This is a genomic window from Streptomyces sp. CNH189 (assembly GCF_000527195.1).
The window spans coordinates 138,172-164,809 of record NZ_AZUS01000022.1; the positions used below are offsets into that span (position 1 = coordinate 138,172).

Genomic DNA, 26,638 nt, shown 5'->3' on the forward strand with positions numbered 1-26,638 from the left:
TTCGGGACACCCCCGTGACGGCTCTAAACTGAGCCCGTGACCGACAACGCTCAGCAGCAGCCACCAGCGCCCACGACCGACCTGCCGACCCAGTACGCGCCGGCCGACGTAGAGGGGCCGCTGTACGAGCGCTGGGTGGAGCGGGGTTACTTCGAGGCGGACGCGAAGAGCGACAAGCCGCCCTACACCATCGTCATCCCCCCGCCGAACGTCACCGGCAGCCTGCACCTGGGCCACGCCTTCGAGCACACGCTGATCGACGCCCTCACCCGCCGCAAGCGCATGCAGGGGTACGAGACGCTGTGGCAGCCCGGCATGGACCACGCCGGCATCGCCACGCAGAACGTGGTCGAGCGGGAGCTCGGCAAGGAGGGCAAGTCCCGCCACGACCTGGGCCGCGAGGCGTTCGTCGAGCGGGTCTGGAAGTGGAAGGCCGAGTCCGGCGGCCAGATCAGCGGCCAGATGCGCCGCCTCGGCGACGGCGTCGCCTGGACGCGTGAGCGCTTCACGATGGACGAGGGCCTGTCCCAGGCCGTCCAGACCATCTTCAAGCGGCTCTACGACGACGAGCTGATCTACCGCGCCGAGCGCATCATCAACTGGTGCCCGCGCTGTCTGACCGCGATCTCCGACATCGAGGTCAACTACCAGGACGACGACGGCGAGCTCGTCTCCATGAAGTACGGCGAGGGCGACGAGACCATCGTCGTCGCCACCACCCGCGCGGAGACGATGCTCGGTGACACGGCCGTCGCCGTCCACCCCGAGGACGAGCGCTACAAGCACCTCATCGGCAAGCTCGTCAAGCTGCCGCTGACCGACCGCTCCATCCCGGTCGTCGCCGACGAGCACGTCGACCCCGAGTTCGGCACCGGCGCCGTCAAGGTGACCCCGGCCCACGACCCGAACGACTTCGAGATCGGCCGGCGCCACGACCTGCCGTCCATCGCCGTGATGGACGAGCACGCCGTCATCACCGCGCACGGCCCCTTCCAGGGCCTGGACCGCCTCGAGGCCCGCTCCGCCATCGTCGCCGCGCTGCGCGCCGAGGGCCGGATCGTCGCCGAGAAGCGCCCCTACGCCCACTCCGTCGGCCACTGCTCGCGGTGCGGCACCACCATCGAGCCGCGGCTGTCCCTGCAGTGGTGGGTCAAGGTCGGCCCGCTCGCCAAGGCCGCCGGTGACGCGGTCCGCGACGGCCGCGTCAAGATCCACCCGCAGGAGATGGAGAAGCGCTACTTCGACTGGGTCGACAACCTCCACGACTGGTGCATCTCGCGGCAGTTGTGGTGGGGCCACCGCATCCCCGTCTGGTACGGGCCGGAGGGCGAGGTCGTCTGCGTCGGACCGGACGAGGAGCCGCCGAGCGGCGAGGGCTGGCGCCAGGACTCCGACGTCCTCGACACCTGGTTCTCCTCGGGCCTGTGGCCGTTCTCCACGCTGGGCTGGCCCGAGCAGACCGAGTCGCTCGCGAAGTTCTACCCGAACTCCGTCCTGCTCACCGGCTACGACATCCTCTTCTTCTGGGTCGCCCGGATGATGATGTTCGGCCTCTACGCGATGGACGGCACCCCGCCGTTCCACACCATCGCCCTGCACGGCATGGTCCGTGACCAGAACGGCAAGAAGATGTCCAAGTCCTTCGGGAACGTGGTCAACCCGCTGGACTGGATGGACAAGTACGGCTCCGACGCGCTCCGCTTCACCCTGGCGCGCGGCGCCAACCCGGGCGTCGACGTGCCGATCGGCGAGGACTGGGTCCAGGGCTCGCGCAACTTCGCCAACAAGATCTGGAACGCCACGCGCTTCGCGCTGATGAACGGCGCGACGGTCGAGGGCGAGCTGCCGGACGCCTCCCGGATGTCGCCCACCGACCGCTGGATCCTGTCCCGGCTGAACTCCGTCGTCGCCGAGGTCGACGCGTACTACGACGACTACCAGTTCGCCAAGCTGTCGGACGCGCTGTTCCACTTCGCCTGGGACGAGGTCTTCGACTGGTACGTCGAGCTGTCCAAGACGACGTTCCAGGCGGGCGGCGAGCCGGCCGAGGTCAGCAAGCGCGTCCTCGGCGAGGTCCTCGACGTCACGCTGCGGTTGCTGCACCCGGTGGTCCCGTTCGTCACCGAGACCCTGTGGACGACGCTGACCGGCGGCGAGTCCGTCGTCATCGCCGACTGGCCGGCCGACAGCGGCTTCCGCGACGAGGCCGCCGAGCGGGAGATCGGGACGCTCCAGTCGGTGATCACCGAGGTCCGCCGGTTCCGCGCCGACCAGGGCCTCCAGCCCGGCCAGCGGGTCCCGGCCCGGCTGACCCTGGAGGGCACCCCTCTCGCCGCGCACGAGGCGGCCATCCGCCAGCTGCTGCGCCTCCAGCCCGAGGGCGACCCGTTCACGGCGACCGCGACCCTGCCCGTCGCCGGTGTCGAGGTCGCGCTGGACCTGTCCGGCGTGATCGACGTCGCCGCCGAGCGCAAGCGGCTCGCCAAGGACCTCGCCGCCGCCGAGAAGGAGAAGGCCCAGGCGACGGCGAAGCTCGGCAACGAGGCGTTCCTGGCCAAGGCCCCGGACCACGTCGTCGACAAGATCCGCACGCGGCTCGCCAAGGCGGAGGACGACATCGTCCGCATCCGCACCCAGCTCGACCGGCTGCCCCAGGCCTGACGCCCGGCCCGCAGTCCGTACGGCCCCCGACCGGTACCTCCCGGCCGGGGGCCGTTCACGTCGTGGTGGCGGCCCGGTAACCCGGCGGGGGGAACCTGTCGGCTCCGCCCGCCGACAGGCCCACGCCGCCAGGAGCGCCCCCGCCGATGTCCCCCGCCACGTCCCCCGCCGCCGCACCGCAAGCGCCGGACCGCGCCACCGGCCGGGAGCGGCGGTACGACATCGACCTGCTGCGGGTGCTGTGCACCGCCGCCGTCGTCCTGGTGCACGCCTCCGCCGAGTTCATCGACGCCGGGCACCGCACCACCGGGATCCTCGGGGACACGGCGGGCCGGTTCGCCGTGCCCGCGTTCTTCGCGATGGCCGGCTGGGCCGCGCTGTCCGGCGCGCCGGTGCGGGACGAGGCCCGGCTGCTCGCCCGGCTGGGCCGGATCCTGCGCCCGATGGCCCTCTGGACGGCCCTCTACCTGCTGGCGTCCTCCGTGTCCGGAGGGAACCGGGACCAGGCCGGCGAGGAGGCGGTGCGGGCGCTCTTCGGGTCCGTGGAGGCCGCCTTCCACCTCTGGTACCTGTACGCCTACGTCCCCCTGCTCCTGCTGCTCGGCGTCGTGGTGCTGGTGGTACGGGGGCGCGCCCTGCCCCGCCGCTCGGCGGTGCTGCTGGCCGCACTGGCCGTCGCACCGGCGCTCCTCGGGGACGTGACGACGCCCACCGGGTGGGCGCCGCCCGACTGGGCGTGGTCGGTGCCGCTGTCCTCGGTGGTGTACGCGGTGGCCGGCGCCGCGCTGCTCGCCGCCCCGCGACGCGGCCCGCGCGCGCTGTGGGCGGCGGCCGCCGCGGTGGCGCTCGCCGTCCTCGCCGTGTACCAGCTCACGGTGCGTCACCCCGCCGCGTACGGCAGCGCGGCGGTGGCCGCGGTGACCTTCGCGGTGCTGGGGACGGTGGCCGGGGTACGGGTGCCGGAGCGGGCCCGGCCGCTGCTGGCGCGGCTGTCGGACGCGTCGTTCGGGACGTACCTGGTGCACCTGGTGTTCGTGACGCTGCTGGCCGGGCCGGCCGCCGGGCACCTGCCGGCCGGGCCCTGGGCCCCGGTGGCGCTCGCCGTGACCACGGTGGCGGCGGCCGCGCTGTCCTTCGCCGTGAGCCTCCTGTGGGGGCGCCTGGGGTGGCGCGCCTGGCTCGGCTGATCCGGCAGCGGGGTGTGCGGGGCACCACTCGCGCCGCTCCGTAGACTGGGGAGCGTGAGCGAGCGCCCAGATTCAGCAGGTCCCGACCCGGACGACACCTTCGAGGAGTTCGCGGAGCTCGTGGAGGAGGAGACCCGCCGCGACCCCGACCTGGCGGTGATCGAGGCCGGCAGCCGTACGCTGCGCACCCAGGGCGGACCGCCGCAGGCGGACGTCCCCGCGCGCCCCGCCGACCCCGAGGTCGACAAGGCCCTGCGTGAGGTGGAGGCGGAACTCGCCACCCGCTGGGGCGAGACAAAGCTGGAGCCGTCGGTGGCCCGCATCGCCGCCCTGATGGACGTCCTCGGGGAGCCGCAGCGCGCGTACCCCTCGATCCACATCACCGGCACCAACGGCAAGACGTCCACGGCCCGCATGATCGAGGCCCTGCTCGGCGCCTTCGACCTGCGCACCGGCCGCTACACCTCCCCGCACGTCCAGTCCGTCACCGAGCGGATCAGCCTCGACGGGGCACCGGTCTCCGCCGAGCGGTTCATCGAGACGTACCAGGACATCAAGCCGTACGTGGAGATGGTCGACGCCTCCCAGGAGTACCGGCTGTCCTTCTTCGAGGTGCTGACCGGCATGGCGTACGCCGCCTTCGCCGACGCGCCCGTGGACGTGGCGGTCGTCGAGGTCGGCATGGGCGGCGCCTGGGACGCGACGAACGTGATCGACGCCGGCGTCGCCGTGGTGACGCCGATCGACCTGGACCACACCGACCGGCTCGGCTCCACGCCCGCCGAGATCGCCACCGAGAAGTCCGGCATCGTCAAGCAGGACGCGACGGTGATCATGGCGCAGCAGCCGGTGGACGCGGCGCAGGTGCTGCTGAAGAAGGCCGTCGAGGTGGGCGCCACCGTGGCCCGCGAGGGCCTGGAGTTCGGCGTCCTGGACCGGCAGGTCGCCGTCGGCGGCCAGCTGATGACGCTGCGCGGGCTGGGCGGCGAGTACACCGAGGTGTACCTGCCGCTGCACGGCGCCCACCAGGCGCACAACGCGGCGGTGGCCCTCGCGGCCGTCGAGGCGTTCTTCGGCATCGGTTCCCAGCACGCCCAGCCGCTCGACATCGACACCGTGCGCAAGGCGTTCGCCTCCGTCGCCTCGCCGGGCCGCATGGAGGTCGTGCGCAGGTCGCCGACCGTCGTGCTGGACGCCGCCCACAACCCGGCCGGCGCGCGGGCGGCGGCCGACACGATCGGCGAGGCCTTCCAGTTCAGCAACCTCATCGGCGTGGTCGGCGCGAGCGGCGACAAGAACGTACGCGGGCTCCTCGAGGCCTTCGAACCGGTCTTCGCCGAGGTCGTCGTCACCCAGAACACCAGCCACCGCGCGATGGACGCCGACGAACTGGCCGCCGTCGCCGTGGAGGTGTTCGGGGAGGACCGCGTACAGGTCGAGCCCCGGCTCCCGGACGCCCTGGAGGCCGCGATCACGCTGGCCGAGGAGGAGGGCGAGTTCGCCGGCGGCGGTGTGCTCGTCACCGGTTCCGTCATCACCGTCGGCGAGGCCCGACTGCTCCTGGGGAAGGGCTGAGATCCCGTGCGTACGCTCTGTTCGTCGACGCTGATCGGCGAGTTCTTCGTGATCGGCTTCGCCGGTCTCGTGGCGATGAAGCAGCCCGACCTGTCCACCGGCACGGTGTGGACGGTCTGCGGCATCGCCATGTTCCTGTCGGTCGTGCTGTGCGGGATGGTCGGCCGGCCGGGCGGGGTGGCCCTGGGCTGGGCGCTCCAGATCGCGCTCGTCGCCTCCGGGGTCTTCGTGCCGATGATGTTCTTCCTGGGCGCGGTCTTCGCGCTGCTGTGGTGGGCGTCGGTGCACTTCGGGCGGAAGGTGGACGAGGCGAAGGCCCGTTTCGCCGCACAGGCGCAGCAGTCGGACACTGCGTGACGGACGGTCCGACACGCCCGGTAACCTCTGTGACCCGCACCATTTGACGCACAAGGAGCCCCGTCGTGACCCAGCGCACCCTCGTCCTCCTCAAGCCCGACGCCGTCCGTCGTGGCCTGACCGGCGAGATCATCAGCCGCATCGAGCGCAAGGCCGGCTGGCGGATCACCGCGCTGGAGCTGCGCACGCTGGACCAGGACACGCTGGAGCAGCACTACGGCGAGCACAAGGGCAAGCCCTTCTACGAGCCGCTGGTGGAGTTCATGGCGTCCGGCCCGGTCGTGGCGATGATCGTCGAGGGTGAGCGGGTCATCGAGGGACTGCGCCAGCTCGCGGGTCCCACCGACCCGATCGCCGCCGCGCCGGGCTCGATCCGCGGCGACTACGGCGTGATCGTCCGCGAGAACCTGATCCACGCGTCCGACTCGGAGGAGTCCTCCGCACGCGAGATCAAGATCTTCTTCCCGGGCCGCGCCTGAGACACCTCCTGGCCGGTCCGGTCCGGCCTCGAAGCCCCGACACGCCCGGTCGGGGCTGCCGGCGCGGGCTGCGCCGGAGTTCCGGCCGCACCCGGACCGAAGCATGCGTGCACGCCGTGCCGGCACGGCGCTCCACCGAGGCGGGTTGCCGGCCGCGCCGAGGCCAGAACGGCCGACCGGGGCGGGCGGCCGGCCACGTCGAGGTGTTGCCCGTCCGGGTGAGCCGGCGTGTCGACCCGCGTCGAGGCGGGGTGCCGGCCGGGAGGGCCGGGATGCCTGGCGTGCCGGGGCGGGTGTTGCCGTGCCCGAGCGGGAGCTCTCGGCGCAGGCCCGTCCGGCGTGCTCCGCGTCGGATCCCCAGGCCCGGCCGGGATTCTTGTGCGTGCCGGCCGCAGCTCTCACCGCGTGCCTGTTCGGCTCGTGCCGCGCCGGAGCCGCGCGGGCTTTTGGCCGTGGCTGTGCGGGCGTGCGGAGCCTCGGCTCCTGGTGCGTGTCGAGGTGTGGCGCCCGGCGTGTGCCGGGAAGGGCCCGGCGCCTCCCCGCGCCGAGTGGGAGCGTGGTCGGCCCGCGGGTGAGCCGCGCGGCCCCAGGGCGTGGCGGCGCGGGTGAGCCGCGCGGCCGGGGTGTGGCGTGTCGTGGTGACCCGGCGCGCCCGGGCGGACACGTCGGGGTGACGCCGCGCGCGACCCCGTCTCACCACGAGGGAATCCGCGCATAACGATCACATCGCGGCAGCGGTCCACGGTTTTGTCGCACGTCATAGGGTCTGGGAGCTTTGCCCCCGGGCCACATTTGGCATATGCACGGCGTTCGGGGGAACGGATGCCCCCGATGGGCCGTCTCCAAAGGCAGGGCGACCCGCCATCTGATGACAATGGCGAAGACCCTCGCACAGTGTGCGCGAAGGCACGTCTACCATGGACGCCATCGCGTCACCGCACCCACCTCGCCGACCTGAAAAGCCCTCAAAAGCTCGTGGGAAGGCCAGACGAATCCTGATGGGGAACTCAATGTCGTTCATCGGCCGTGACATGGCTGTCGACCTCGGGACCGCCAACACGCTGGTGTACGTCAGGGGTCGCGGAATCGTACTCAACGAGCCGTCCGTCGTCGCGATCAACACCAACACCGGTGGCATCCTCGCGGTCGGTGCCGAAGCGAAGAAGATGATCGGGCGCACCCCCGGCAACATCGTTGCCGTGCGCCCGCTGAAGGACGGCGTCATCGCCGACTTCGAGATCACCGAGCGGATGCTCCGCTACTTCATCCTGAAGATCCACAAGCGGCGGTATCTGGCTCGTCCGCGAGTCGTCGTCTGCGTGCCCTCGGGCATCACGGGCGTCGAGCGCCGCGCCGTCATCGAGGCGTCGTCCCAGGCCGGCGCCCGTCAGGTGCACATCATCGAGGAGCCCATGGCGGCCGCCATCGGCTCCGGACTGCCGGTCCACGAGGCCACCGGCAACATGGTGGTGGACATCGGCGGCGGCACCACGGAGGTCGCGGTCATCTCCCTCGGCGGCATCGTCACCGCCCAGTCCATCCGCGTCGCGGGCGACGAGCTGGACAACGCCATCATCCAGCACATCAAGAAGGAGTACTCCCTCCTGCTGGGTGAGCGGTCGGCGGAACAGATCAAGATCACGATCGGCTCGGCGTACGACCTCGACACCGACGAGCACACCGAAATCCGCGGCCGGGACCTCGTCTCGGGGCTGCCGAAGACCGTGGTGATCTCCGCCGCCGAAGTGCGCAAGGCGATCGAGGAACCGGTCAACGCCATCGTGGACGCGGTCAAGACGACCCTCGACAAGTGCCCGCCGGAGCTGTCCGGCGACATCATGGACCGGGGCATCGTGCTGACCGGCGGCGGAGCGCTGCTGCGCGGCCTCGACGAGCGGCTGCGCCGGGAGACCGGCATGCCGATCCACATCGCCGAGGACCCCCTGGACAGCGTGGCGCTCGGCTCCGGCAAGTGCGTCGAGGAGTTCGAGGCCCTCCAGCAGGTGCTGGACGCCCAGCCCCGCAGATGACACACCGCCACGACTCCGCCGTACGAGACGCTCCCTCTCGTGCGGCGGAGCGCTGGTATCGAGGCCCAAGGCCGGCGGTGACGCCCCGAAGGCCCCGGCCCGCACCACCCCACAGCTGAACAGACCCCCACCTCATACCCGTTCTCGACGAGGAAGGCACGGCCGCCGCACGTGAGGGACACGAAAGAGAGCCGGCTGCTCCTGGTGCTGCTGATCGCCACCGCGTTCGCACTGATCACGGTGGACATCCGCGGTGGGGAGGACTCACCGGTCGACGGTGCCCGGCAGGCGGCGGCGTCCGTCTTCGGCCCGATCGAGAACGGCGTGTCCAGCGCGGTCGACCCGATCGGCAACGCGGTCACCGCCGTCCGCGAGTCCGGAGACCGGCACGACCGGCTCGCCGAACTGGAGCGGGAGAACGCGGCGCTCAAGGCCGAACTCGGCAGCGACGACCGCGGACGCAGCCGCCTCAAGCAGCTCGACAAGCTCCTCGGCATCGCCGGCAAGGGCCAGTACGGCATCAAGGGCGCCCAGGTCATCGCCATAGGAGCGGCCCAGGGCTTCTCCTGGACCATCACCATCGACGCGGGCGCCGACGACGGCATCAAGCGCGACATGACCGTCCTCAACGGCGACGGCCTGGTCGGCCGGGTCACCACCGTCGGCCCCGGCACCGCCACCGTGCTGCTCGCCAGCGACCCCGACTTCACCGTCGGCACCCGCATGGAGGCCGGCGACGAACTCGGCTTCGCCTCCGGCCAGGGCGACCGTCCGCTGCGCGTCGAACTGCTCAACGGCAAGGCCGAGATCAAGAAGGGCGACCGGCTGGTCACCTTCGGCTCACAGGCCGACAAGCCGTTCGTGCCCGGCGTCCCGGTCGGCGTGGTCTCCCGCGTCGACCCCTCCGGCGGCGACCTGACCCGCACCCTGTACGTCACCCCGTTCGTCAACTTCAGCAAGCTCGACGTGGTGGGCGTCGTCGTGCAGGCGCCCGCGAAGGACCCGCGCGACACGGTGCTGCCGAAGAAGCCCAAGCCGACCCCGACGCCGACCGTGACGGTGACCGTCACCCCCTCGGCCCCTGCCGACGGCCTGAACCAGCAAGAGCAGTAGGAGCTGTCACCCCATGCGCGTCAACCGGATCCTGCTCTCCAGCTCGCTGATCGTCGTCGCCCTGGTGATCCAGGTGAGCGTCCTCGCCCGCCTCCACCTCCCCGGTGCCGTCCCCGACCTGCTGCTGCTCGTCGTCCTCGGTCTCGCCCTGGTCTACGGCCATGTCGGCGGCGCCCTCGTGGGCTTCGCCGCCGGCCTCCTCGCCGACCTCGCCCCGCCCGCCGACCACGCCGTCGGCCGCTACGCGCTCGTGCTGTGCGTCATCGGCTACCTCGCCGGACTCGTCAAACCCGAGAGCGGGCAGGTGAAGACGGCGGCCGGCCCGATGCTCGTGGTCGTCGCCGCCGCCGTCGGCTCCACCCTGCTCTACGCCGGGGTCGGTGCCCTCGTCGGCGACACCGCCGCCCGCCACGTAGGCCTGAGCGGACTGCTGTTCACGGCCGCCCTGTACGACCTGCTGCTCGCGCCGTTCGTGGTGCCCGGCGTGATGGCACTGGCCCGGCGCGCCGAGAACGACCCGCTCGCCGACACGAACTCCACCAGGTCCGGGGACATCTCCTCGGGCTGGCTCTCCGGCGGCACCGGACTGCGCATCGGCGGCCAGCGCAACGGACTGCGGGTCAAGGCGGCCCGCGCCCGCTCGGCCCGCGCCGGACGCATCAAGGGGGTCAAGCGCCTGTGACCTCCCGAAACTTCACCGGTACGGGTGAACGCGGCCGGAACGCGCGTCCACCGGCCGGTCGTTCACCACTCGTCACCATCCGCACGCACGCGCTCTGAGAGGGGGAGGAAGCAGCGTGACCAACATCCCCGAGACCGGCCGCAGCACACGCGTCCAGATCCGGCTCGTCGTCATCCAGGTCCTCGTCATCTCCCTGCTCGGCACCCTCGGCGGGCGCCTGTGGTATCTCCAGATCCGCGAGGGCGACCAGTACGCCAAGGAGGCCTCCGGCAACCACGTCCAGCAGGTCGTCCAGCCCGCCGTGCGCGGCTCGATCCTGGACGCCCGTGGCGTGGCCCTCGCGGACAACGAGACGCGGCTCGTCGTCTCCGCCTCCCGCACCGACCTCATGAAGATGGAGGACGACGGCAAGGCGGTCCTCACCAAGCTCGCGGGCGTCCTCGGCATGAAGCCCGCGGACGTCATGATGAAGGTCCGGCTGTGCAACGCCGAGACCCCCCAGCCCTGCTGGAACGGCTCGCCGTACCAGCCCATCCCCATCACCGACGAGGCCACCCCGAAGCAGGCGCTGCAGATCCGCGAACGCGCCGAGGACTTCCCCGGCATCACCGCCGAGCCGCAGGCCCTGCGCCGCTACCCGAGCCCCGGCAAGGCCAACACCGCCCAGGTCCTCGGCTACCTCTCGCCGGTCACCGACGAGGAGATCCAGCAGGCCCAGGACACCGACTCGCCCTACCTGCGCTCCGACATGGTCGGCCGCTCCGGCCTGGAGCGGCAGTACGACCAGCAGCTGCGCGGCAAGGCCGGCGTCACCCGCTACGAGGTCGACAAGCTCGGCCGCGTCCTCGGCGAGGCCCAGGCCGACCCCGCCGAGCCCGGCGCCAACCTCGTCACCAGCATCGACTCCCGCGTGCAGCGCATCGCCGAGTTCGAGCTCAACGAGGCGATGAAGGAAGCCCGCAAGCAGCACGACCGCAACACCGGCCGCAACTACGAGGCCGACTCCGGGGCCGTCGTCGTCATGGAGGCCAGGACCGGCCGCGTCGTCGCCATGGCCTCCAACCCGAACTACGACCCCAACTCCTGGGTCGGCGGCATCTCCGCGAAGGACTACGCCCAGCTCACCGGCAAGAAGTCCAACTACCCGCTGCTGAACCGCGCCATCCAGGGTCTGTCCGCGCCCGGCTCCATCTTCAAGGTGATCCCGACGGCCGCCGCCATCAAGGCCGGCTACTCCTTCGAGGGCCCCTACAACTGCTCCAGCGCCTACTCCATCGGCGGCCAGGTCTTCAAGAACTTCGAGTCGCAGAACCACGGCCCGATCAGCCTCGGCCGGGCCCTCGAGGTCTCCTGCGACACCGTCTTCTACGCCCTCTCCCACGAGGAGTGGAAGCGCGACGGCGGCAACAAGCCCAAGAAGAACGCCAACGACTGGTTCTACAAGACCGCCCACCAGTTCGGCCTCGGCGAGGAGACCGGCATCGACCTGCCCAACGAGGTCACCGGCCGCGTCCCCGACCGTCAGTGGAAGGCCGACTACTGGAAGGCCAACAAGGACGCCTGGTGCAAGTACGGCAAGAAGGGCGGCAGCTACGCCGAGCAGATCGCCTACGAGAACTGCCTCGAAGGCAACCGGCTGCGCGCCGGTGACTCGGTGAACTACTCCATCGGCCAGGGCGACACCATGGTCACGCCCATCCAGATGGCCACCATCTACGCGGCCATCTCCAACGGCGGCACCCTCTACAACCCCACCGTCGGCAAGGCCGTCATCAGCCCCGACGGCCGGACGGTCAAGGAGATCAAGCCCCAGGCCCACGGCAAGCTGCCGACGTCGAAGAAGACGCTCAAGCAGATAGACGAAGCCCTCGAGGGAGTCGCCACCCGCGGTACGGCCGCGTGGCGGTTCGGGGGCTGGCCACAGGACAAGATCCCGATGCACGCCAAGACCGGTACGGCCGAGGTGTACGGCAAGCAGACCACCTCGTGGTTCGCCACCTACACCAAGGACTACTCGATCGTGATGACGATCTCCCAGGGTGGTACCGGCTCCGGCGCCTCGGGCCCCGCCGTGCGCAACATCTACAACGCCCTCTACGGCGTGTCCGAGGACGGCGAGATCGACAACAAGAAGGCGCTGCTGCCCACGCCGCAGAAGACCCTGCCCAAGGTCCGCACGGACGGCACCATCACCTCGCCGAAGGTCTCCAAGGACTTCGCCAAGGACCAGCGGGCCACGCCGTCGCCCGACGCCGAGGCCGGCACCCCGCAGCAGGACGACCCGGCCGACCCGCAGCAGACCGGCACCGCCCCCTCGCCCGAGAACACCAACCGCGACACCCGCCGCAGACGACGCCACAACCCGGGACCGGGCCGCGGCGGCGGTCGGCCACGCGGCCGCGCCCACCGGCCGCGCGCCGCCCACCCGGAGAGGACGACGTCATGACCGGCGGCGTCAACAGCTTCCAGGTCTCCGGGTACGGACCCGAGCGGGCCGGCTGGACGCGGGTGTTCGCCCGAGACTCCCTGGCCCGCAGGCTGGACTGGCCGATACTGCTCTCGGCGCTCGCCCTGTCCCTGCTGGGCTCGCTGCTGGTGTACTCGGCCACCCGCAACCGCACCGAGCTCAACCAGGGCGACCCGTACTACTTCCTGGTCCGGCACTGGCTGAACACCGGCATCGGCATCGCCCTGATGATCGGCGCCGTCTGGCTCGGCCACCGCGGCCTGCGCACGGCCGTGCCCCTGCTGTACGGCGCCTCGGTGTTCCTGATCCTGCTCGTGCTCACCCCGCTGGGCTCCACGATCAACGGCGCGCACAGCTGGATCCAGCTGCCCGGCGGCTTCTCCCTGCAGCCCTCCGAGTTCGTCAAGATCACGATCATTCTGGGCATGGCCATGCTGCTCGCGGCCCGGGTCGACGCGGGGGACAAGCCGTACCCCGACCACCGTACGGTGCTCCAGGCCCTCGGCCTCGCCGTCGTCCCCATGCTGATCGTGATGCTCATGCCCGACCTCGGGTCGGTCATGGTCATGGTCATCATCGTGCTCGGCGTGCTGCTCGCCTCCGGAGCCTCCAACCGGTGGATCTTCGGCCTGCTCGGCACGGGCGCGGCCGGCGCGATCGCCGTCTGGCAGCTCGGAATCCTCGACGAGTACCAGATCAACCGCTTCGCCGCCTTCGCCAACCCCGAGCTCGACCCGGCAGGCGTCGGCTACAACACCAACCAGGCACGCATCGCCATCGGCTCCGGCGGACTGTCCGGCTCCGGCCTCTTCCACGGCTCGCAGACCACCGGCCAGTTCGTCCCCGAACAGCAGACCGACTTCGTCTTCACCGTCGCCGGCGAGGAACTCGGCTTCGTCGGCGGCGCACTGATCATCGGCCTGCTCGGCATCATCCTCTGGCGCGCCTGCCGCATCGCCCGCGACACCACCGACCTGTACGGCACCATCGTCGCCGCCGGCATCGTCGCCTGGTTCGCGTTCCAGAGCTTCGAGAACATCGGCATGACCCTGGGCATCATGCCGGTCACCGGTCTGCCCCTGCCGTTCGTGTCCTACGGCGGATCCTCGATGTTCGCGGTCTGGCTGGCGGTGGGCCTGCTGCAGTCGCTCCGGGTCCAACGACCCATGTCCGCCTGACCCCCGGCCCCACCCGGCCCACCAGGCCCACCAGGCCCCGCACGTCACCGGTGCGGAGCGGCCCACTGCCGCTCCGCACCCACGACGACTACATTCGGGACATGGCGGACACCAAGCGCGAGATCGAGCGAAAGTACGAGTCCGACGACACCGGGCTGCCCGACCTGACCCGCGTCCCCGGTGTCGCGTCCGTGCGGGAGCGAGGCGTCACCCACCTCGACGCCACCTACCACGACACCGCCGACGAACGCCTCGCCGCGTCCGCCGTCACCCTGCGCCGCCGCACCGGAGGCTCCGACGCCGGGTGGCACCTGAAGTTCCCCGTCGCCCCCGGGGTGCGCGACGAGATCCGCGCCCCACTCTCCGACACCCTCCCGGACGAACTCGCCGCCCTGGTCCGCTCCCGCGTCCGCGACCGGCACCTGCTTCCCGTGGTCCGGCTGCGCTCCGACCGCGACGTCCGTCACCTCCTCGACGCCGACGGCCGGATGCTCGCCGAGGTGAGCATCGACACCGTGCACGCCGAACGCCTCACCGGCGCGGGCGGCACCGCCCGGTGGACCGAGATCGAGGTCGAGCTCGCCGACGACGGCGACCCCGCCTTCCTCGACAAGGTCGAGAAGCGGCTCCGCAAGGCGGGCGTACGGCCCTCCGCGTCGGCCTCCAAACTGGCCCGCGCCCTCGCCGAGACCGCGCCGGACGCCGGTGCGGCCCGCACGGCCGGCACCACCCCGGACACCGCCGGCACACCCCCCGCCACCGCCCCCGAGGCCGCGCCCCGGCACAAGCACCGCCCCCGCCCGGACGGCACCCCCGTCACCGCCGGCGACCATGTCCTCGCCTACGTCCGCGCCCAGCGCGACGCCCTCGTCGAACTCGACCCCGCCGTACGGCAGGACGTCCCCGACTCCGTGCACCGCATGCGGGTCGCCACCCGACGCCTGCGCAGCACCTTCCGCACCTTCCGCAGCGTCCTCGACCGGACGGCGACCGACCCGGTCGCCGACGACCTCAAGTGGCTGGCCGCCGAGCTCGGCCTGGACCGCGACCAGGAGGTCCTCGCCGAACGCCTCACCGACGCCCTCGGCGCCCTGCCCTCGCCCCAGGTCACCGGCCCCGTCGCCGACCGCCTCGCCACCTGGTCCGCCGCCCGCCACAAGGGAGCCCACCACGAGGTCGTCGCCATCCTCGACTCCCGCCGTTACCTCACCCTCCTCGACACCCTGGACGCCCTGCTCGCCGACCCGCCCCTGCGCAAAAAGGCCGGGGCCAAGCCGCGTAAAGTGCTCGCCAAGGCCGTGCACAAGGACTTCGACAAGCTCGCCGGACTCGTCACCCACGCCCAGGAACTCCCGCCCGGCCCGGAGCGCGACACCGCGCTGCACGAGGCGCGCAAGAAGACCAAGCGCACCCGGTACGCCGCCGAGGCCGCCGCCCCCGCACTCGGCGCGCCCGCCGAGGAGGCGGTCCGGGACATGAAGGCGCTGCAGAGCCTGCTCGGCGACCACCAGGACAGCGTCATGGCCCGCCGCACCCTGCGCGAACTCGCCGCCGTGGCCCACGCGGCGGGGGAGAGCGACTTCACGTACGGCGTGCTCCACGCCCGCGAGGAACACCGCGCGCAGGCCGCCGAGGCCGCCCTCCCGGAGGCGTGGAGCTCGATCAGCCGGGAGTTCGCGTTCTGAGCGCCGTACGGGGGACCCCTCCGGGCGGGTTAGGCTGGATGGTCACCCGCCCCTGAGCCGTTCGTCCGGCCGGGGGGACCGCAGTCACCACACGAAGGTTCGCGATGCCTGCCGAAGCCGCCGAGTCTGTGTTCCCGCAGCTCGAAGCTCTGCTCCCGCATGTGCAGAAGCCGATCCAGTACGTCGGCGGAGAGCTCAACTCCACGGTCAAGGACTGGGAATCCTGCGACGTCCGCTGGGCGCTCATGTACCCGGACGCGTACGAGGTCGGACTGCCCAACCAGGGCGTCATGATCCTCTACGAGGTCCTCAACGAACAGGACGGCGTCCTGGCCGAGCGCACCTACAGCGTCTGGCCGGACCTCGAGGCGCTGATGCGCGAGCACCGTGTGCCGCAGTTCACCGTCGACAGCCACCGCCCGGTCAAGGCCTTCGACGTGTTCGGCCTGAGCTTCTCCACGGAGCTCGGCTACACGAACATGCTCGCCGCCCTGGACCTGGCCGGCATCCCGCTGGAGGCGAAGGACCGCGGCCTCGACGACCCGATCGTCATCGCCGGCGGCCACGCGGCCTTCAACCCGGAGCCGATCGCCGACTTCATCGACTGCGCGATCATCGGCGACGGTGAGCAGGCGGTCCTGGAGGTCACGCGGATCATCCGCGCCTGGAAGGAGGAGGGCCGCCCCGGCGGCCGCGAGGAACTCCTCCTGCGCCTGGCGAAGACCGGCGGCGTGTACGTCCCCGGCTTCTACGACGTCGAGTACCTCCCCGACGGCCGTATCGCCCGCGTCGTGCCGAACCGCTCCGGCGTGCCGTGGCGCGTGTCCAAGCACACGGTCATGGACCTCGACGAGTGGCCCTACCCCAAGCAGCCCCTCGTCCCGCTCGCCGAGACGGTGCACGAGCGCATGTCCGTGGAGATCTTCCGCGGCTGCACCCGCGGCTGCCGCTTCTGCCAGGCCGGCATGATCACCCGTCCGGTCCGCGAGCGCTCCATCACCGGCATCGGCGACATGGTCGAGAAGGGACTGAAGGCGACCGGCTTCGAAGAGGTCGGCCTGCTCTCCCTGTCCTCCGCCGACCACTCGGAGATCGGCGACATCGCCCAGGGCCTCGCCGACCGCTACGAGGAAGACAAGATCGGCCTCTCCCTGCCCTCCACCCGGGTCGACGCCTTCAACATCGACCTGGCGAACGAGCTGACCCGCAACGGCCGCCGTTCGGGCCTCACCTTCGCCCCCGAGGGCGGCTCCGAGCGCATCCGCAAGGTCATCAACAAGATGGTCTCGGAGGAGGACCTGATCAGGACCGTCGCGACGGCCTACGGCAACGGCTGGCGCCAGGTGAAGCTGTACTTCATGTGCGGCCTGCCCACCGAGACCGACGACGACGTCCTGCAGATCGCCGACATGGCCACCCGGGTGATCGCCAAGGGCCGCGAGGTGTCCGGCTCCAACGACATCCGCTGCACCGTCTCCATCGGCGGTTTCGTGCCCAAGCCGCACACCCCGTTCCAGTGGGCCCCGCAGCTCTCCGCCGAGGGGACCGACGAGCGCCTGGCCAAGCTGCGCGACAAGATCCGGGGCGACAAGAAGTACGGCCGTTCCATCGGCTTCCGCTACCACGACGGCAAGCCCGGCATCGTCGAGGGCCTGCTCTCCCGGGGCGACCGCCGCATCGGCTCGGTCATCCGCGCGGTCTACGAGGACGGCGGCCGCTTCGACGGCTGGCGCGAGCACTTCTCCTACGACCGCTGGATGGCGTGCGCGGACAAGGCGCTTCCCGAGTTCGGCGTGGACGTCGACTGGTACACCACCCGCGAGCGCACCTACGAGGAGGTCCTTCCCTGGGACCACCTCGACTCCGGTCTGGACAAGGACTGGCTCTGGGAGGACTGGCAGGACGCCCTCGACGAGACCGAGGTCGAGGACTGCCGCTGGACCCCGTGCTTCGATTGTGGCGTGTGTCCTCAGATGGACACGAGCATTCAAATCGGCCCCACGGGCAAGAAGCTGCTGCCCCTGACGGTCAAGAACGCGGGTCCGGTACCGAGCGGTCACGCGCACTGAGCCCGGCCCGGGCTGACGGGCGGAACACGAAACGGAGCAGCGGCCTCTTCGGCGGGGGGCCGCTGCTCCGATGTCGTGGGGTGGGGCGTTACGGGACCTGCCGGCCGCCGTAGGGGCGGACCCGGTGGCGGGGGCTGACCGTGCGGCGAGGCGGGCGGGTGAGGGTGATCTGGCGGACGAGTTGCTGGAAGCAGGCCAGGGCGGCGACTCCGGGGAGGGCCGCGGCCGCCGTGTCGGTGATGGTGCGGGGGGCCTGGGCCACGCACAGCAGGACCGCGACGGAGGAGAAGAGCAGGACGACGAACCAGGAGTGCAGGGCGCGTCGTTGGTGCAGGGCGGCGCGGAGGATGGAGAGCGAGCCGGCCAGCCAGGGGCCGTAGACCAGGATGGGCCACCAGGACGACGAGTCGCCGCTGCTGTGTGCCGTGGTGACGAGCAGCAGGGGTTCGTAGGTGACCACGCCGCTGAAGACGCTCACCATCGACACGGTGACCGCGGCCAGGGCGGCGATGGTGTAGCTGGCCACGCGCAGGGCGTCGGGGCGGGGGCGTGGGGGCTTGCGGTGGGCGCGGGGGGTTCGGCGCAGGGGTGGCAGTTCGGCCGTGATCTCCTGCAGGTTGCCCATGGGGCTGCCGGCCGGGGGCGCGGTGACCGAGGTCTCCTCGCGCGGGGGCGGGACGGTGGGCGCGTACTCCTCGCGCGGAGGCGGGACCGTGGGGGCGTACTCCTCGCCGCGGGCCTCCTGGAGCAGGTAGGCGAGTTCCTCGGCCGGGTCCCAGGGGGGAACGGTGGGTTCCACGGGTTCCGCGTAGACGGCTCCGGCCCGGTGCCGCCCGGTTCCCGATTCGTTGAACGGATCGTGGGTGTCGGCGTTGTACCAGAGCGGGTCGTAGCGTTCATCATTCATGTCAGAATTGATTCATCGGGCCGGCTGGAGCACTCAACAGCTTGTGTGTGAAGTGCGGTTGGAGCGGATCTGACCTGCTTGCCTTCATACAGCGACTAACGGTGGCTGTTTCACTTGGATGCGCGGCGAATGAGTGAACGGCCGGGGTGACAATGGTTTTGTCAAAGGCTCCGAATTTCTTTTTTTCTCCTGGCGTTCAGCATATGAGGGGCTCGGTCGCGGGCTGTGTGCATCCGCGGGGGAGTGCGCTGCGTCTATGCCGGTATGGATCTCGAGAAGGCGCCGGAGCCGGCGGGCGGTGAGGGGTGTCTCGTTGTCGCGATCCGCCTCCCGGTGCGGATCGTGGTGCTCGTGCTGGTCGTGCCGGTGCGGATGGTGTGGGACGCCCTGGTCGTCGCCGGGCGGTTCCTCGGTGACACGGTGTTCCGGCCGGTGGGCCGCGCCGCGCTGTGGGTGGGGCGGGCGGTGTTCGTGTGGCCGTTCGTGGGGCTGTGGCGGTACGTGCTCCTGCCCTTGGGGGTGGTGCTGCGGTGGCTGGGGACGGTGCTGCTCGTCGTCCCGGCCGTGGCGCTGTACCGGTGGGTGCTGACGCCCCTCGGTCATGCGGTGGTGTGGTTCCACGCGCGCGTGCTGGCACCGGTGGGGCACGGGTTCGCCGTGTGCGCCGCCGCCGTAGGGGGCGCCCTGCTGTGGCTGGGCCGCCGGCTCGTCGTGGCGCCGTCGGTGTGGCTGTACCGGTGGGTGCTGACGCCGGTCGGGCACGCGCTGCTGTGGTGCGGCAGGGGGCTGGCGTCGCTGGGTGCGCTGCTCGTCACCGGGATCGGCAGTGCCCTGTACTGGACCGCCCGGGTCCTGGTGGTGCTGCCGGCGCTGGCCGTGTGGCGGTGGGTGCTCGTCCCGGTCGGGCGGGTGCTCGGGGTCGTCGCGCGGGAGGTCGGTGCCGCGCTCGGGCACGCCTGGCGGATCGCCGGGTACGTCTCGCTCGCCGTCGGCCGGGCTCTGGCCGCCCTCTTGCGGTGGACGGTCGTGGAACCGGCGCGGTGGCTGTACCGGAGCGTGCTCACCCCGGTGGGACACGTGGTGCGTGCCGCGGTGCTGCGGCCCGTCGCGGAGGCCGCGCGGAGTGTGGGACGCGTCACGCGGCAAACCCTGCGTTCGGTCGGTGTGACCGTGCGTCAGGTGCGGTCGGACGTGCGGCGGGCGCTCCTCGGTGATCGCACAACGCCTGGCACGCAAGGTGTTCAGAGGGCCGAGGAAACTGCTGCCACGTCAGGCGACCGTGATGACCGTTTTTTGTTGACCAAGCGCTGACCGGCCTTTTCGTCTCACCTGCGCTTGTTCTTACGTGCCTTCTCCATGCAGATGTCGCCTTCACGAAAGCTGCACACGCGAGAGGCACACGGCACATGCAAGGCACGGTGGACGGATTCAGCTACGGCCCGGTCACCACCGTCGCGGCCTGTCTCGTCGCCTGCCTGGGCGGCGCCCTCGGCCTGCGCTGCACCATCCGGTCGCTGCGCGGCGGCGGCCAGACGTGGAAGCCCGGCTGGCTCGCCCTCGGCGCCGCCTCCGTCGGCTGCGGCATCTGGACCATGCACTTCATCGCCATGCCGGGCTTCTCCGTGAACGAGACGTCCATCCGCCACGACATCCCGCTCACGCTGCTCAGCCTCGCCGTCGCCGTCGCCATCGCCGTCGTGGCCGTCGGCGTCTTCATCGTCGGCCACCGCGGCACCGGACGGGCGACCCTCCTCACTGCCGGGATCATCACCGGCCTCGGCGTCGCGGGCACGCACCACATCGGCATGGCGTCCATGAGCGTCCACCTCCACGGCGAGGGCGGCGGCACCGGCGCGCGCCTGCTGTCGGCCATGCTGCCGATGCTGCTCGGCCCCCCCCGTCTTCCTCCTGTTCGCCACGGCGGTCGTCATGTTCGACCCGCTGCTGATCGCGGGCGACGAGTCCGCCGTGGCGCCCCCGGCGGCCGGCGCGACGCCCCGGCGGCCCGGAACGCGGCCACCCCCGTGCCCGCGTTCCCCGCCGACGGACCCGGCCACGCGCCGCACGCCCCGCACGCGCCGCACACGCCGCACGGGCCGGTGGCGCCGGGGGCGTACGCCTCCTTCGACGCGCCCGCCGACCCGCACGCCCCGCACCTGGACGGAATGCAGAGCGCTCCGTGGGGTACCGGTGGGCGGGAAGACCGTCCCGCCGGCTGGTGAGCGCCGCCGCACGGCGGCGTGACGAGGACGGACCACCGGGGAACCGGCGTCCCTGCTTGCACGTACTCTGAAAGGGACCACGGCCCTGGTGCCCGACCGGGACAGCCGGGGCCGTCGTCGTACGGCCGTATCCTGGAAGGGAGGCGCGTCCCCGCGCCCCCCTTGCGACAAGGAGAAGATCCACTGGGCAAGCGACAGCCCGAAGGCCCGCCGCCCGCACCCGCGGTGCAGCGCATCCGACTGCGCTACACCAAGCGCGGCCGCCTCCGGTTCACCAGCCACCGTGACTTCCAGCGTGCCTTCGAGCGCGCGTTGCGCCGTGCCGAGGTGCCGATGGCGTACTCGGCCGGTTTCACGCCGCACCCGAAGGTGTCGTACGCCAATGCCGCACCCACCGGCACGGGCAGCGAGGCCGAGTACCTGGAGATCGCGCTCACCGAGCCGCGGGACCCCGAGCGGCTGAGGGCCCTGCTCGACGAGTCGATGCCCGCCGGGCTGGACATCGTCGAGGCCGTGGAGGCCCGCACCTCCGGGCTCGCCGACCGGCTCACCGCCTCCGTGTGGGAGCTGCGGCTCGACGGGGTCGCCCCCGAGGACGCCCGCCGCGCGGTGGACGCCTTCGAGACGGCCGAGGCCGTGGAGGTCCAGCGCCGCACCAAGAACGGCATCCGTACCTTCGACGCCCGCTCCGCGGTCGTGACGCTGGAAACCGCCGAGGCGGACTCCTCGCCGGCTGATAGGCCGACCGACCGGCCCTGTGCGATACTGCGGCTGGTTGTTCGGCACGTGACGCCTGCCGTACGACCCGACGACGTCCTGTCCGGTCTTCGCGCCGTGGCCGACCTGGCGCCGCCGGTCGCCGCAGCGGTGACCAGGCTGGCGCAGGGGCTGTTCGATGAAGAGACCGGCACGGTGACCGACCCGCTCGCGCCCGACCGCGAGGCAGCAGCGACCGAGCCGCAACCGGCCGCCGCGACTGCCACCGCGACGGCGCCGGCGTAAGGAAGGTCCCGCGTAGGGACGGACGTCGAAAGCGCCGCCCTCGAACTCGGGAGCCACCTGGGTCGGGCAGCGCACCGACCAGAAGACTTTCGCCAGGCCGTGCGCATTCGGCGTACGGAACCGGCGAGACAGGACACAGAGAGCTTCCGAGCGGCGCCCGCGCCCCGGACGGCGGCCACCGCGCATCGCGCGGGCCGCGGACGTCACCGGCATCGCCGGACCAGGCGCGGCGCCCGGGAGCCTGACGGGAGAAACGCCCGCATGCTCGAACCGACCGAGCCCACCGAGGGTTCCGAACCGAACAACACCCCCAGCGACACCCTGCCGCCCCGCCGGCGGCGGCGTGCCGCGTCCCGTCCGGCGGGACCGCCCGCCGCGAACGCGGAGACGACGGCCGAGACCGTCGCGCCGGCCATACCGGCCGCCGAGCCGGCTGCGGCTACCGCGTCCGCCGAGGTCACGGGGGCGACCGAGCCCGCCGACGACCGGACCGGTACGGAGGAGGGCGCGGCCCCCGCGCCCCGTCGCCGCCGCGCCGTCCGTCGTGCGGCCGCGCCCGCCGGTGCACCCGCGTCGGCGGAGGCCGCCGAGACCGTTGTACCGGCCGCGGCCGAGTCCGCCGTCCCTGCGTCCGAGCCGGTCGCCGACGCCACCGAGGACGCCGCTCCGCGCCGTACCCGGCGCCGCGCCACACGCACCGTGACCTCGCCCACGAAGGCGGAGGCGGCGACGACCGCCGACACCTCCGGAACCCCGGCAGCCGCCGAGCCCGCCACCCCGGCCGTGGCCGAGTCCGCCGCCCCGGCGTCCGAGCCGGTCGCCGACGCCACGGAGGACGCCGCTCCGCGCCGTACCCGGCGCCGCGCCACGCGCACCGTGACCTCCCCGGCCGCCGAGACCGCGACCGACGGGACAGCGACCGCCGAGCCCGCCGCCGAGGAGACCTCCCCGGCCGCCGAGGCCGCCCCCGAGCCCGCCGCCGACGCCACGGAGGACGCCGCTCCGCGCCGTACCCGTCGTCGTGCCTCGCGGCGCGCGTCCGCGCCCGCCGGTGCTCCCGCGCCGGCCGCCGCCGAGCGGAGCGACGAGGAAGAGACCGAGCAGGCCGCCCCGACCGCCGAGGAGGCCCCGGTGACCCGGAACGACAAGAAGGACGACACCGCCGCCGAGGCGCCCGCCGCCGACGCCACGGAGGCTCCCGCCGACGAGGCCGCCCCGCGCCGCCGCCGTCGCGTCGTCCGCAAGGCCGCCGCCGGCTTCGCCGAGCCCGCGCGCCCCGCCCGCGGCGCCGAGGACGAGGACGACGAGGACGCCCCGCGCCGCCCGGCGCGCCCCGCCGTCGCCGTGTTCCAGCCCCCGGTCTTCACCGAGCCTCGCTTCCAGACCCCCGAGCGGGCCGCCGCCGAAGCGGCCGCCGGTACCGCCGAGCCCGAGGAGCCGGAGGAGGAGGCGGAGACGGAGGAGCTCCCGGAGGAGCAGCCCACCGCCGCCCGCCGCCGGCGCCGCCGCCGGGGTGCCGCCGAGGAGCCCGAGGCCGCCGCACCGGCCGCCCGGGCCACCGAGACCGCGCCCGAGGCCGACGCCGAGGACACCGACGAGCAGGCCGACGACCAGGACACCGACGAAGGCGACGACCACGAGGACGGCGAGTCCTCCGGTTCGCGCCGCCGCCGTCGCCGCGGTGGCCGCCGCCGCCGGCGCGGTGACTCCGCCGACGCCGACGCCGACGAGTCCCAGGACGGCGACTCCGCCGACACCGGGCGCGCCGCCGCCGAGCAGGCCGCCCAGGACGCCGAGGACACCGCCGAGCAGACCGAGGAGGACGCCGAGGAGCGCGAGGAGCGCGACGACAACGGCGGCTCCAGCAGCAGCCGGCGCCGTCGCCGCCGCCGTCGCCGCGCCGGTGACAGCGGCGGGGACGCCGAGCCGTCCTCCGACGACCCCGAGCGCACCGTCGTCAAGGTCCGCGAGCCCCGGCCGAAGGCCGAGCCGTCCGACGAGGTGCAGTCCATCAAGGGCTCCACGCGTCTGGAGGCCAAGAAGCAGCGCCGCCGCGAGGGCCGCGAGCAGGGCCGCCGGCGGGTGCCGATCATCACCGAGGCCGAGTTCCTGGCCCGCCGCGAGGCCGTCGAGCGCGTCATGGTGGTCCGCCAGCACGGCGACCGCACGCAGATCGGCGTCCTGGAGGACGGGGTGCTCGTCGAGCACTACGTCAACAAGGAGCAGGCCACCTCGTACGTCGGCAACGTCTACCTCGGCAAGGTGCAGAACGTGCTGCCGTCGATGGAGGCCGCCTTCATCGACATCGGCAAGGGCCGCAACGCCGTGCTCTACGCCGGTGAGGTCAACTTCGACGCGCTCGGCATGTCCGGCGGGCCGCGCCGCATCGAGGCCGCCCTGAAGTCCGGCCAGCCGGTCCTGGTGCAGGTCACCAAGGACCCGATCGGCCACAAGGGCGCCCGCCTCACCAGCCAGGTCTCCCTCCCGGGCCGCTACCTCGTGTACGTCCCCGAGGGTTCGATGACCGGCATCAGCCGCAAGCTGCCCGACACCGAGCGGTCCCGGCTGAAGACCATCCTCAAGAAGATCGTCCCCGAGGACGCGGGCGTCATCGTGCGCACCGCCGCCGAGGGCGCGAGCGAGGAGGAACTGCGCCGGGACGTCGAGCGGCTTCAGGGGCAGTGGGAGGAGATCAAGAAGAGGTCCAAGAACGGCGGCGGCACCGCGCCGACGCTGCTGTACGGCGAGCCGGACATGACCGTCCGTGTCGTCCGGGACATCTTCAACGAGGACTTCTCCAAGGTCATCGTCAGCGGTGACGAGGCCTGGGAGACCATCCACGGCTACGTCTCCCACGTCGCGCCCGACCTGGCCGGCCGCCTGCAGCGGTGGACCAGCGAGGTCGACGTCTTCGCCACGTACCGGATCGACGAGCAGCTCGCCAAGGCGCTGGACCGCAAGGTCTGGCTGCCCAGCGGCGGTTCGCTGGTGATCGACCGGACCGAGGCGATGGTCGTCATCGACGTCAACACCGGCAAGTTCACCGGTCAGGGCGGCAACCTCGAGGAGACGGTCACCAGGAACAACCTGGAGGCGGCCGAGGAGATCGTGCGCCAGCTGCGGCTGCGCGACCTCGGCGGCATCATCGTCATCGACTTCATCGACATGGTGCTGGAGTCCAACCGGGACCTGGTGCTGCGCCGCCTGCTGGAGTGCCTGGGCCGGGACCGGACGAAGCACCAGGTCGCCGAGGTGACCTCGCTGGGCCTGGTCCAGATGACCCGCAAGCGGGTCGGCCAGGGCCTGCTGGAGTCGTTCTCCGAGACCTGCGTCCACTGCAACGGGCGCGGTGTCATCGTCCACCTCGACCAGCCGTCCTCCTCCGGCGGCGGCAAGCGCCGCAAGCGGGCCCGCGCGGGTGCGGCGGAGCAGCCGCACGAGCACGAGGGCGCCGCGTCCGTCGAGACGGCGGAGCAGGAGGCGGAGACGGAGAGCGAGGTCGCCGCCGAGACGGCCGAGCCGCTCGCGCTGCCCGCCCCCGAGTTCACCCCGGACGAGGAGCTGTACAGCAGCGCCGCCGAGGCGGAGGCCGCGGCCGGCCGCGGCCGTTCGCGCCGCCGGGCGAGCCGCAGGGTGTCGTCCCCCGCGGGCGCCCCGCAGCGCGAGTCCGGCAGGTCCGGCCGCAAGCAGGCCGAGGAGCCCGTACGGGCGGACGAGGCGCCGGCGGCCGAGGAGACCGCGGCCCCGACGGCGCAGGACGTCACGGCCGCCGAGGAGGCCGCGCGGCCCGTGCAGCCGGAGTCGGCCGCCGAGGCGCTGGCCGAGCCGGCCGCCGCCGAGGACGCCGTGGTGCCGCCCACCACCGAGGAGGCCGCCCCGCGGGGCCGTACCCGGCGCCGGGCCACCCGCAAGGTGTCCGCACCGGCCGGTTCCCCGGCGGGAGCGGAGGCCGCGGTGGTGACCGTCACCGAGCCCGTGAAGACGGAAGAGGCACCGAAGGCCGAGGAGACCCCGGCCGAGGCCGCCCCGGCGGAGCCCGCGCCCGAGGCGTCGGCACCGGCCCGTCCGCGCCGGCGCGCGGTGCGCAAGGCGAGCACGTCGACCGCGTCCGAGGACACGGCCGTCGTGGTCCTGCCGGCCGCCCCGGCGGAGGAGCCGGCGCCCGCGGAGACCGTTGCCGAGGAGCCCGCCGCCGAGACCGCCGACGCGGCCGAGGCCGTGGAGGGCACCGAGGAGGCCGCTCCGGCCAAGAAGACCGCCCGCAAGGCGGCCAAGAAGGCCACGGCGAAGAAGGCCGCCACCAAGAAGGCGACCACGGCCAAGAAGACCGCCGCCAAGAAGACGACGACGGCGAAGAAGACCGCCGCCAAGAAGTCGACGGCGAAGAAGGCCACGGCCAAGAAGACGGCGGCCGCCGAGCAGCAGGCACCGTCCTCGGTCACCGCGTCGGCCGACGAGAGCTGACCGGCGTCTACCCTGTGTGGTCCCGTCCCCTGCGGGGGGCGGGACCACACGTTTGTGTTCCGTTAGGAGAAGAACCGCGATGATAGGCCTCGTGCTCGCGGCCGGCGCCGGCCGGCGTCTGCGCCCGTACACCGACACCCTGCCCAAGGCCCTGGTGCCGGTGGGCGCGGAGGGCGACCCGGACGCCGTGACCGTGCTCGACCTCACGCTGGGGAACTTCGCGGAGATCGGGCTGACCGAGGTGGGTGTCGTCGTCGGTTACCGCAAGGAGGCCGTGTACGAGCGGCAGGCGGCGCTGGAGGCGAAGTACGGGCTGAAGCTGACGCTCATCGACAACGACAAGGCGGAGGAGTGGAACAACGCCTACTCGCTGTGGTGTGCGCGGGACGCCCTGAAGGACGGCGTGATCCTGGCCAACGGTGACACGGTGCACCCGGTGTCGGTGGAGCGGACGCTGCTGGACGCGCGGGGTGACGGCAAGAAGATCATCCTGGCGCTGGACACGGTGAAGAAGCTCGCCGACGAGGAGATGAAGGTCGTCGTCGACCCCGGGAAGGGGA

At 72.3% G+C, this 26,638-nt stretch carries 17 protein-coding genes and 1 pseudogene; 17 read left to right on the forward strand and 1 reads right to left on the reverse strand.

Annotated elements, in window-relative coordinates; all coding sequences use genetic code 11:
• Window positions 1-36 precede the first annotated feature (36 nt).
• The 12 genes from B100_RS0127060 to B100_RS0127115 all read left to right on the forward strand — a co-directional run bounded on the left by B100_RS0127060 (window position 37) and on the right by B100_RS0127115 (window position 17,483).
• Window positions 37-2,661: a valine--tRNA ligase gene (locus tag B100_RS0127060; RefSeq protein WP_024887535.1), complete on the forward strand. Its 2,625-nt coding sequence runs from the start codon at window positions 37-39 to the stop codon at window positions 2,659-2,661.
• Window positions 2,662-2,807: 146 nt separating this feature from the next.
• Complete coding sequence (locus B100_RS0127065) at window positions 2,808-3,848, forward strand: acyltransferase family protein (protein ID WP_024887536.1); 1,041 nt, start codon at window positions 2,808-2,810, stop codon at window positions 3,846-3,848.
• Between the two features lie 54 nt (window positions 3,849-3,902).
• Window positions 3,903-5,423 carry a bifunctional tetrahydrofolate synthase/dihydrofolate synthase gene (folC, locus tag B100_RS0127070; RefSeq protein ID WP_024887537.1) on the forward strand — a complete coding sequence of 507 codons (1,521 nt, stop codon included), beginning with the start codon at window positions 3,903-3,905 and terminating at the stop codon, window positions 5,421-5,423.
• Between the two features lie 6 nt (window positions 5,424-5,429).
• On the forward strand, window positions 5,430-5,780 hold the full coding sequence (locus tag B100_RS0127075) for a DUF4233 domain-containing protein (protein ID WP_024887538.1): 351 nt from the start codon (window positions 5,430-5,432) through the stop codon (window positions 5,778-5,780).
• 65 nt (window positions 5,781-5,845) lie between these two features.
• On the forward strand, window positions 5,846-6,259 hold the full coding sequence (ndk, locus tag B100_RS0127080; RefSeq protein ID WP_024887539.1) for a nucleoside-diphosphate kinase: 414 nt from the start codon (window positions 5,846-5,848) through the stop codon (window positions 6,257-6,259).
• Window positions 6,260-7,269: 1,010 nt separating this feature from the next.
• Window positions 7,270-8,289 carry a rod shape-determining protein gene (locus B100_RS0127085; RefSeq protein WP_024887540.1) on the forward strand — a complete coding sequence of 340 codons (1,020 nt, stop codon included), beginning with the start codon at window positions 7,270-7,272 and terminating at the stop codon, window positions 8,287-8,289.
• Window positions 8,290-8,460: 171 nt separating this feature from the next.
• Window positions 8,461-9,402, forward strand: coding sequence for a rod shape-determining protein MreC (gene mreC, locus B100_RS0127090; protein ID WP_024887541.1), 942 nt, complete (start codon window positions 8,461-8,463; stop codon window positions 9,400-9,402).
• 13 nt (window positions 9,403-9,415) lie between these two features.
• Window positions 9,416-10,084: a rod shape-determining protein MreD gene (mreD, locus tag B100_RS0127095; protein ID WP_024887542.1), complete on the forward strand. Its 669-nt coding sequence runs from the start codon at window positions 9,416-9,418 to the stop codon at window positions 10,082-10,084.
• A 115-nt stretch (window positions 10,085-10,199) separates the two neighbouring features.
• Entirely contained in the window at window positions 10,200-12,530 is a 2,331-nt protein-coding gene (mrdA, locus tag B100_RS0127100; RefSeq protein ID WP_024887543.1) for a penicillin-binding protein 2, read from the forward strand.
• A complete protein-coding gene (rodA, locus tag B100_RS0127105; protein ID WP_024887544.1) occupies window positions 12,527-13,729 on the forward strand; it encodes a rod shape-determining protein RodA in 1,203 nt (400 codons plus the stop codon). Before mrdA ends, rodA begins: the two co-directional genes overlap by 4 nt.
• Window positions 13,730-13,830: 101 nt before the next feature.
• Window positions 13,831-15,414 carry a CYTH and CHAD domain-containing protein gene (locus B100_RS0127110; RefSeq protein WP_024887545.1) on the forward strand — a complete coding sequence of 528 codons (1,584 nt, stop codon included), beginning with the start codon at window positions 13,831-13,833 and terminating at the stop codon, window positions 15,412-15,414.
• Window positions 15,415-15,518: 104 nt separating this feature from the next.
• Complete coding sequence (locus B100_RS0127115) at window positions 15,519-17,483, forward strand: TIGR03960 family B12-binding radical SAM protein (RefSeq protein WP_024887546.1); 1,965 nt, start codon at window positions 15,519-15,521, stop codon at window positions 17,481-17,483.
• An 88-nt stretch (window positions 17,484-17,571) separates the two neighbouring features.
• On the opposite strand, the gene B100_RS0127120 is transcribed toward B100_RS0127115, so the two are convergent.
• The gene (locus B100_RS0127120) at window positions 17,572-18,390 is read right to left on the reverse strand and encodes a DUF2637 domain-containing protein (RefSeq protein WP_024887547.1); all 819 of its coding nucleotides are present in this window, start codon (window positions 18,388-18,390) and stop codon (window positions 17,572-17,574) included.
• 264 nt (window positions 18,391-18,654) lie between these two features.
• Between B100_RS0127120 and B100_RS0127125 the strand changes: the two genes are divergently transcribed.
• From B100_RS0127125 to B100_RS0127145, 5 genes and pseudogenes are all read left to right on the forward strand, one after another.
• The gene (locus B100_RS0127125) at window positions 18,655-19,701 is read left to right on the forward strand and encodes a hypothetical protein (protein WP_024887548.1); all 1,047 of its coding nucleotides are present in this window, start codon (window positions 18,655-18,657) and stop codon (window positions 19,699-19,701) included.
• A 95-nt stretch (window positions 19,702-19,796) separates the two neighbouring features.
• Window positions 19,797-20,451: pseudogene (locus tag B100_RS34315) on the forward strand (MHYT domain-containing protein); the annotation flags it as partial.
• Window positions 20,452-20,837: 386 nt separating this feature from the next.
• The gene (locus B100_RS0127135; RefSeq protein WP_024887549.1) at window positions 20,838-21,614 is read left to right on the forward strand and encodes a TIGR03936 family radical SAM-associated protein; all 777 of its coding nucleotides are present in this window, start codon (window positions 20,838-20,840) and stop codon (window positions 21,612-21,614) included.
• Window positions 21,615-21,875: 261 nt separating this feature from the next.
• Complete coding sequence (locus B100_RS0127140) at window positions 21,876-26,078, forward strand: Rne/Rng family ribonuclease (RefSeq protein ID WP_024887550.1); 4,203 nt, start codon at window positions 21,876-21,878, stop codon at window positions 26,076-26,078.
• 79 nt (window positions 26,079-26,157) lie between these two features.
• On the forward strand, window positions 26,158-26,638 hold a 481-nt coding region (locus B100_RS0127145; protein ID WP_024887551.1), incomplete at its 3' end, for a sugar phosphate nucleotidyltransferase.

What these genes read in the sequence shown, in the direction of transcription:
- B100_RS0127065 (WP_024887536.1), top strand. Translation starts at nt 2,808, where the DNA reads ATGTCCCCCGCCACGTCCCCCGCCGCCGCACCGCAAGCGCCGGACCGC.
- B100_RS0127085 (WP_024887540.1), top strand. Translation starts at nt 7,270, where the DNA reads ATGTCGTTCATCGGCCGTGACATGGCTGTCGACCTCGGGACCGCCAAC.
- mreD (WP_024887542.1), top strand. Translation starts at nt 9,416, where the DNA reads ATGCGCGTCAACCGGATCCTGCTCTCCAGCTCGCTGATCGTCGTCGCC.
- rodA (WP_024887544.1), top strand. Translation starts at nt 12,527, where the DNA reads ATGACCGGCGGCGTCAACAGCTTCCAGGTCTCCGGGTACGGACCCGAG.
- B100_RS0127110 (WP_024887545.1), top strand. Translation starts at nt 13,831, where the DNA reads ATGGCGGACACCAAGCGCGAGATCGAGCGAAAGTACGAGTCCGACGAC.
- B100_RS0127115 (WP_024887546.1), top strand. Translation starts at nt 15,519, where the DNA reads ATGCCTGCCGAAGCCGCCGAGTCTGTGTTCCCGCAGCTCGAAGCTCTG.
- B100_RS0127120 (WP_024887547.1), bottom strand. Translation starts at nt 18,390, where the DNA reads ATGAATGATGAACGCTACGACCCGCTCTGGTACAACGCCGACACCCAC.
- B100_RS0127125 (WP_024887548.1), top strand. Translation starts at nt 18,655, where the DNA reads ATGGATCTCGAGAAGGCGCCGGAGCCGGCGGGCGGTGAGGGGTGTCTC.
- B100_RS0127140 (WP_024887550.1), top strand. Translation starts at nt 21,876, where the DNA reads ATGCTCGAACCGACCGAGCCCACCGAGGGTTCCGAACCGAACAACACC.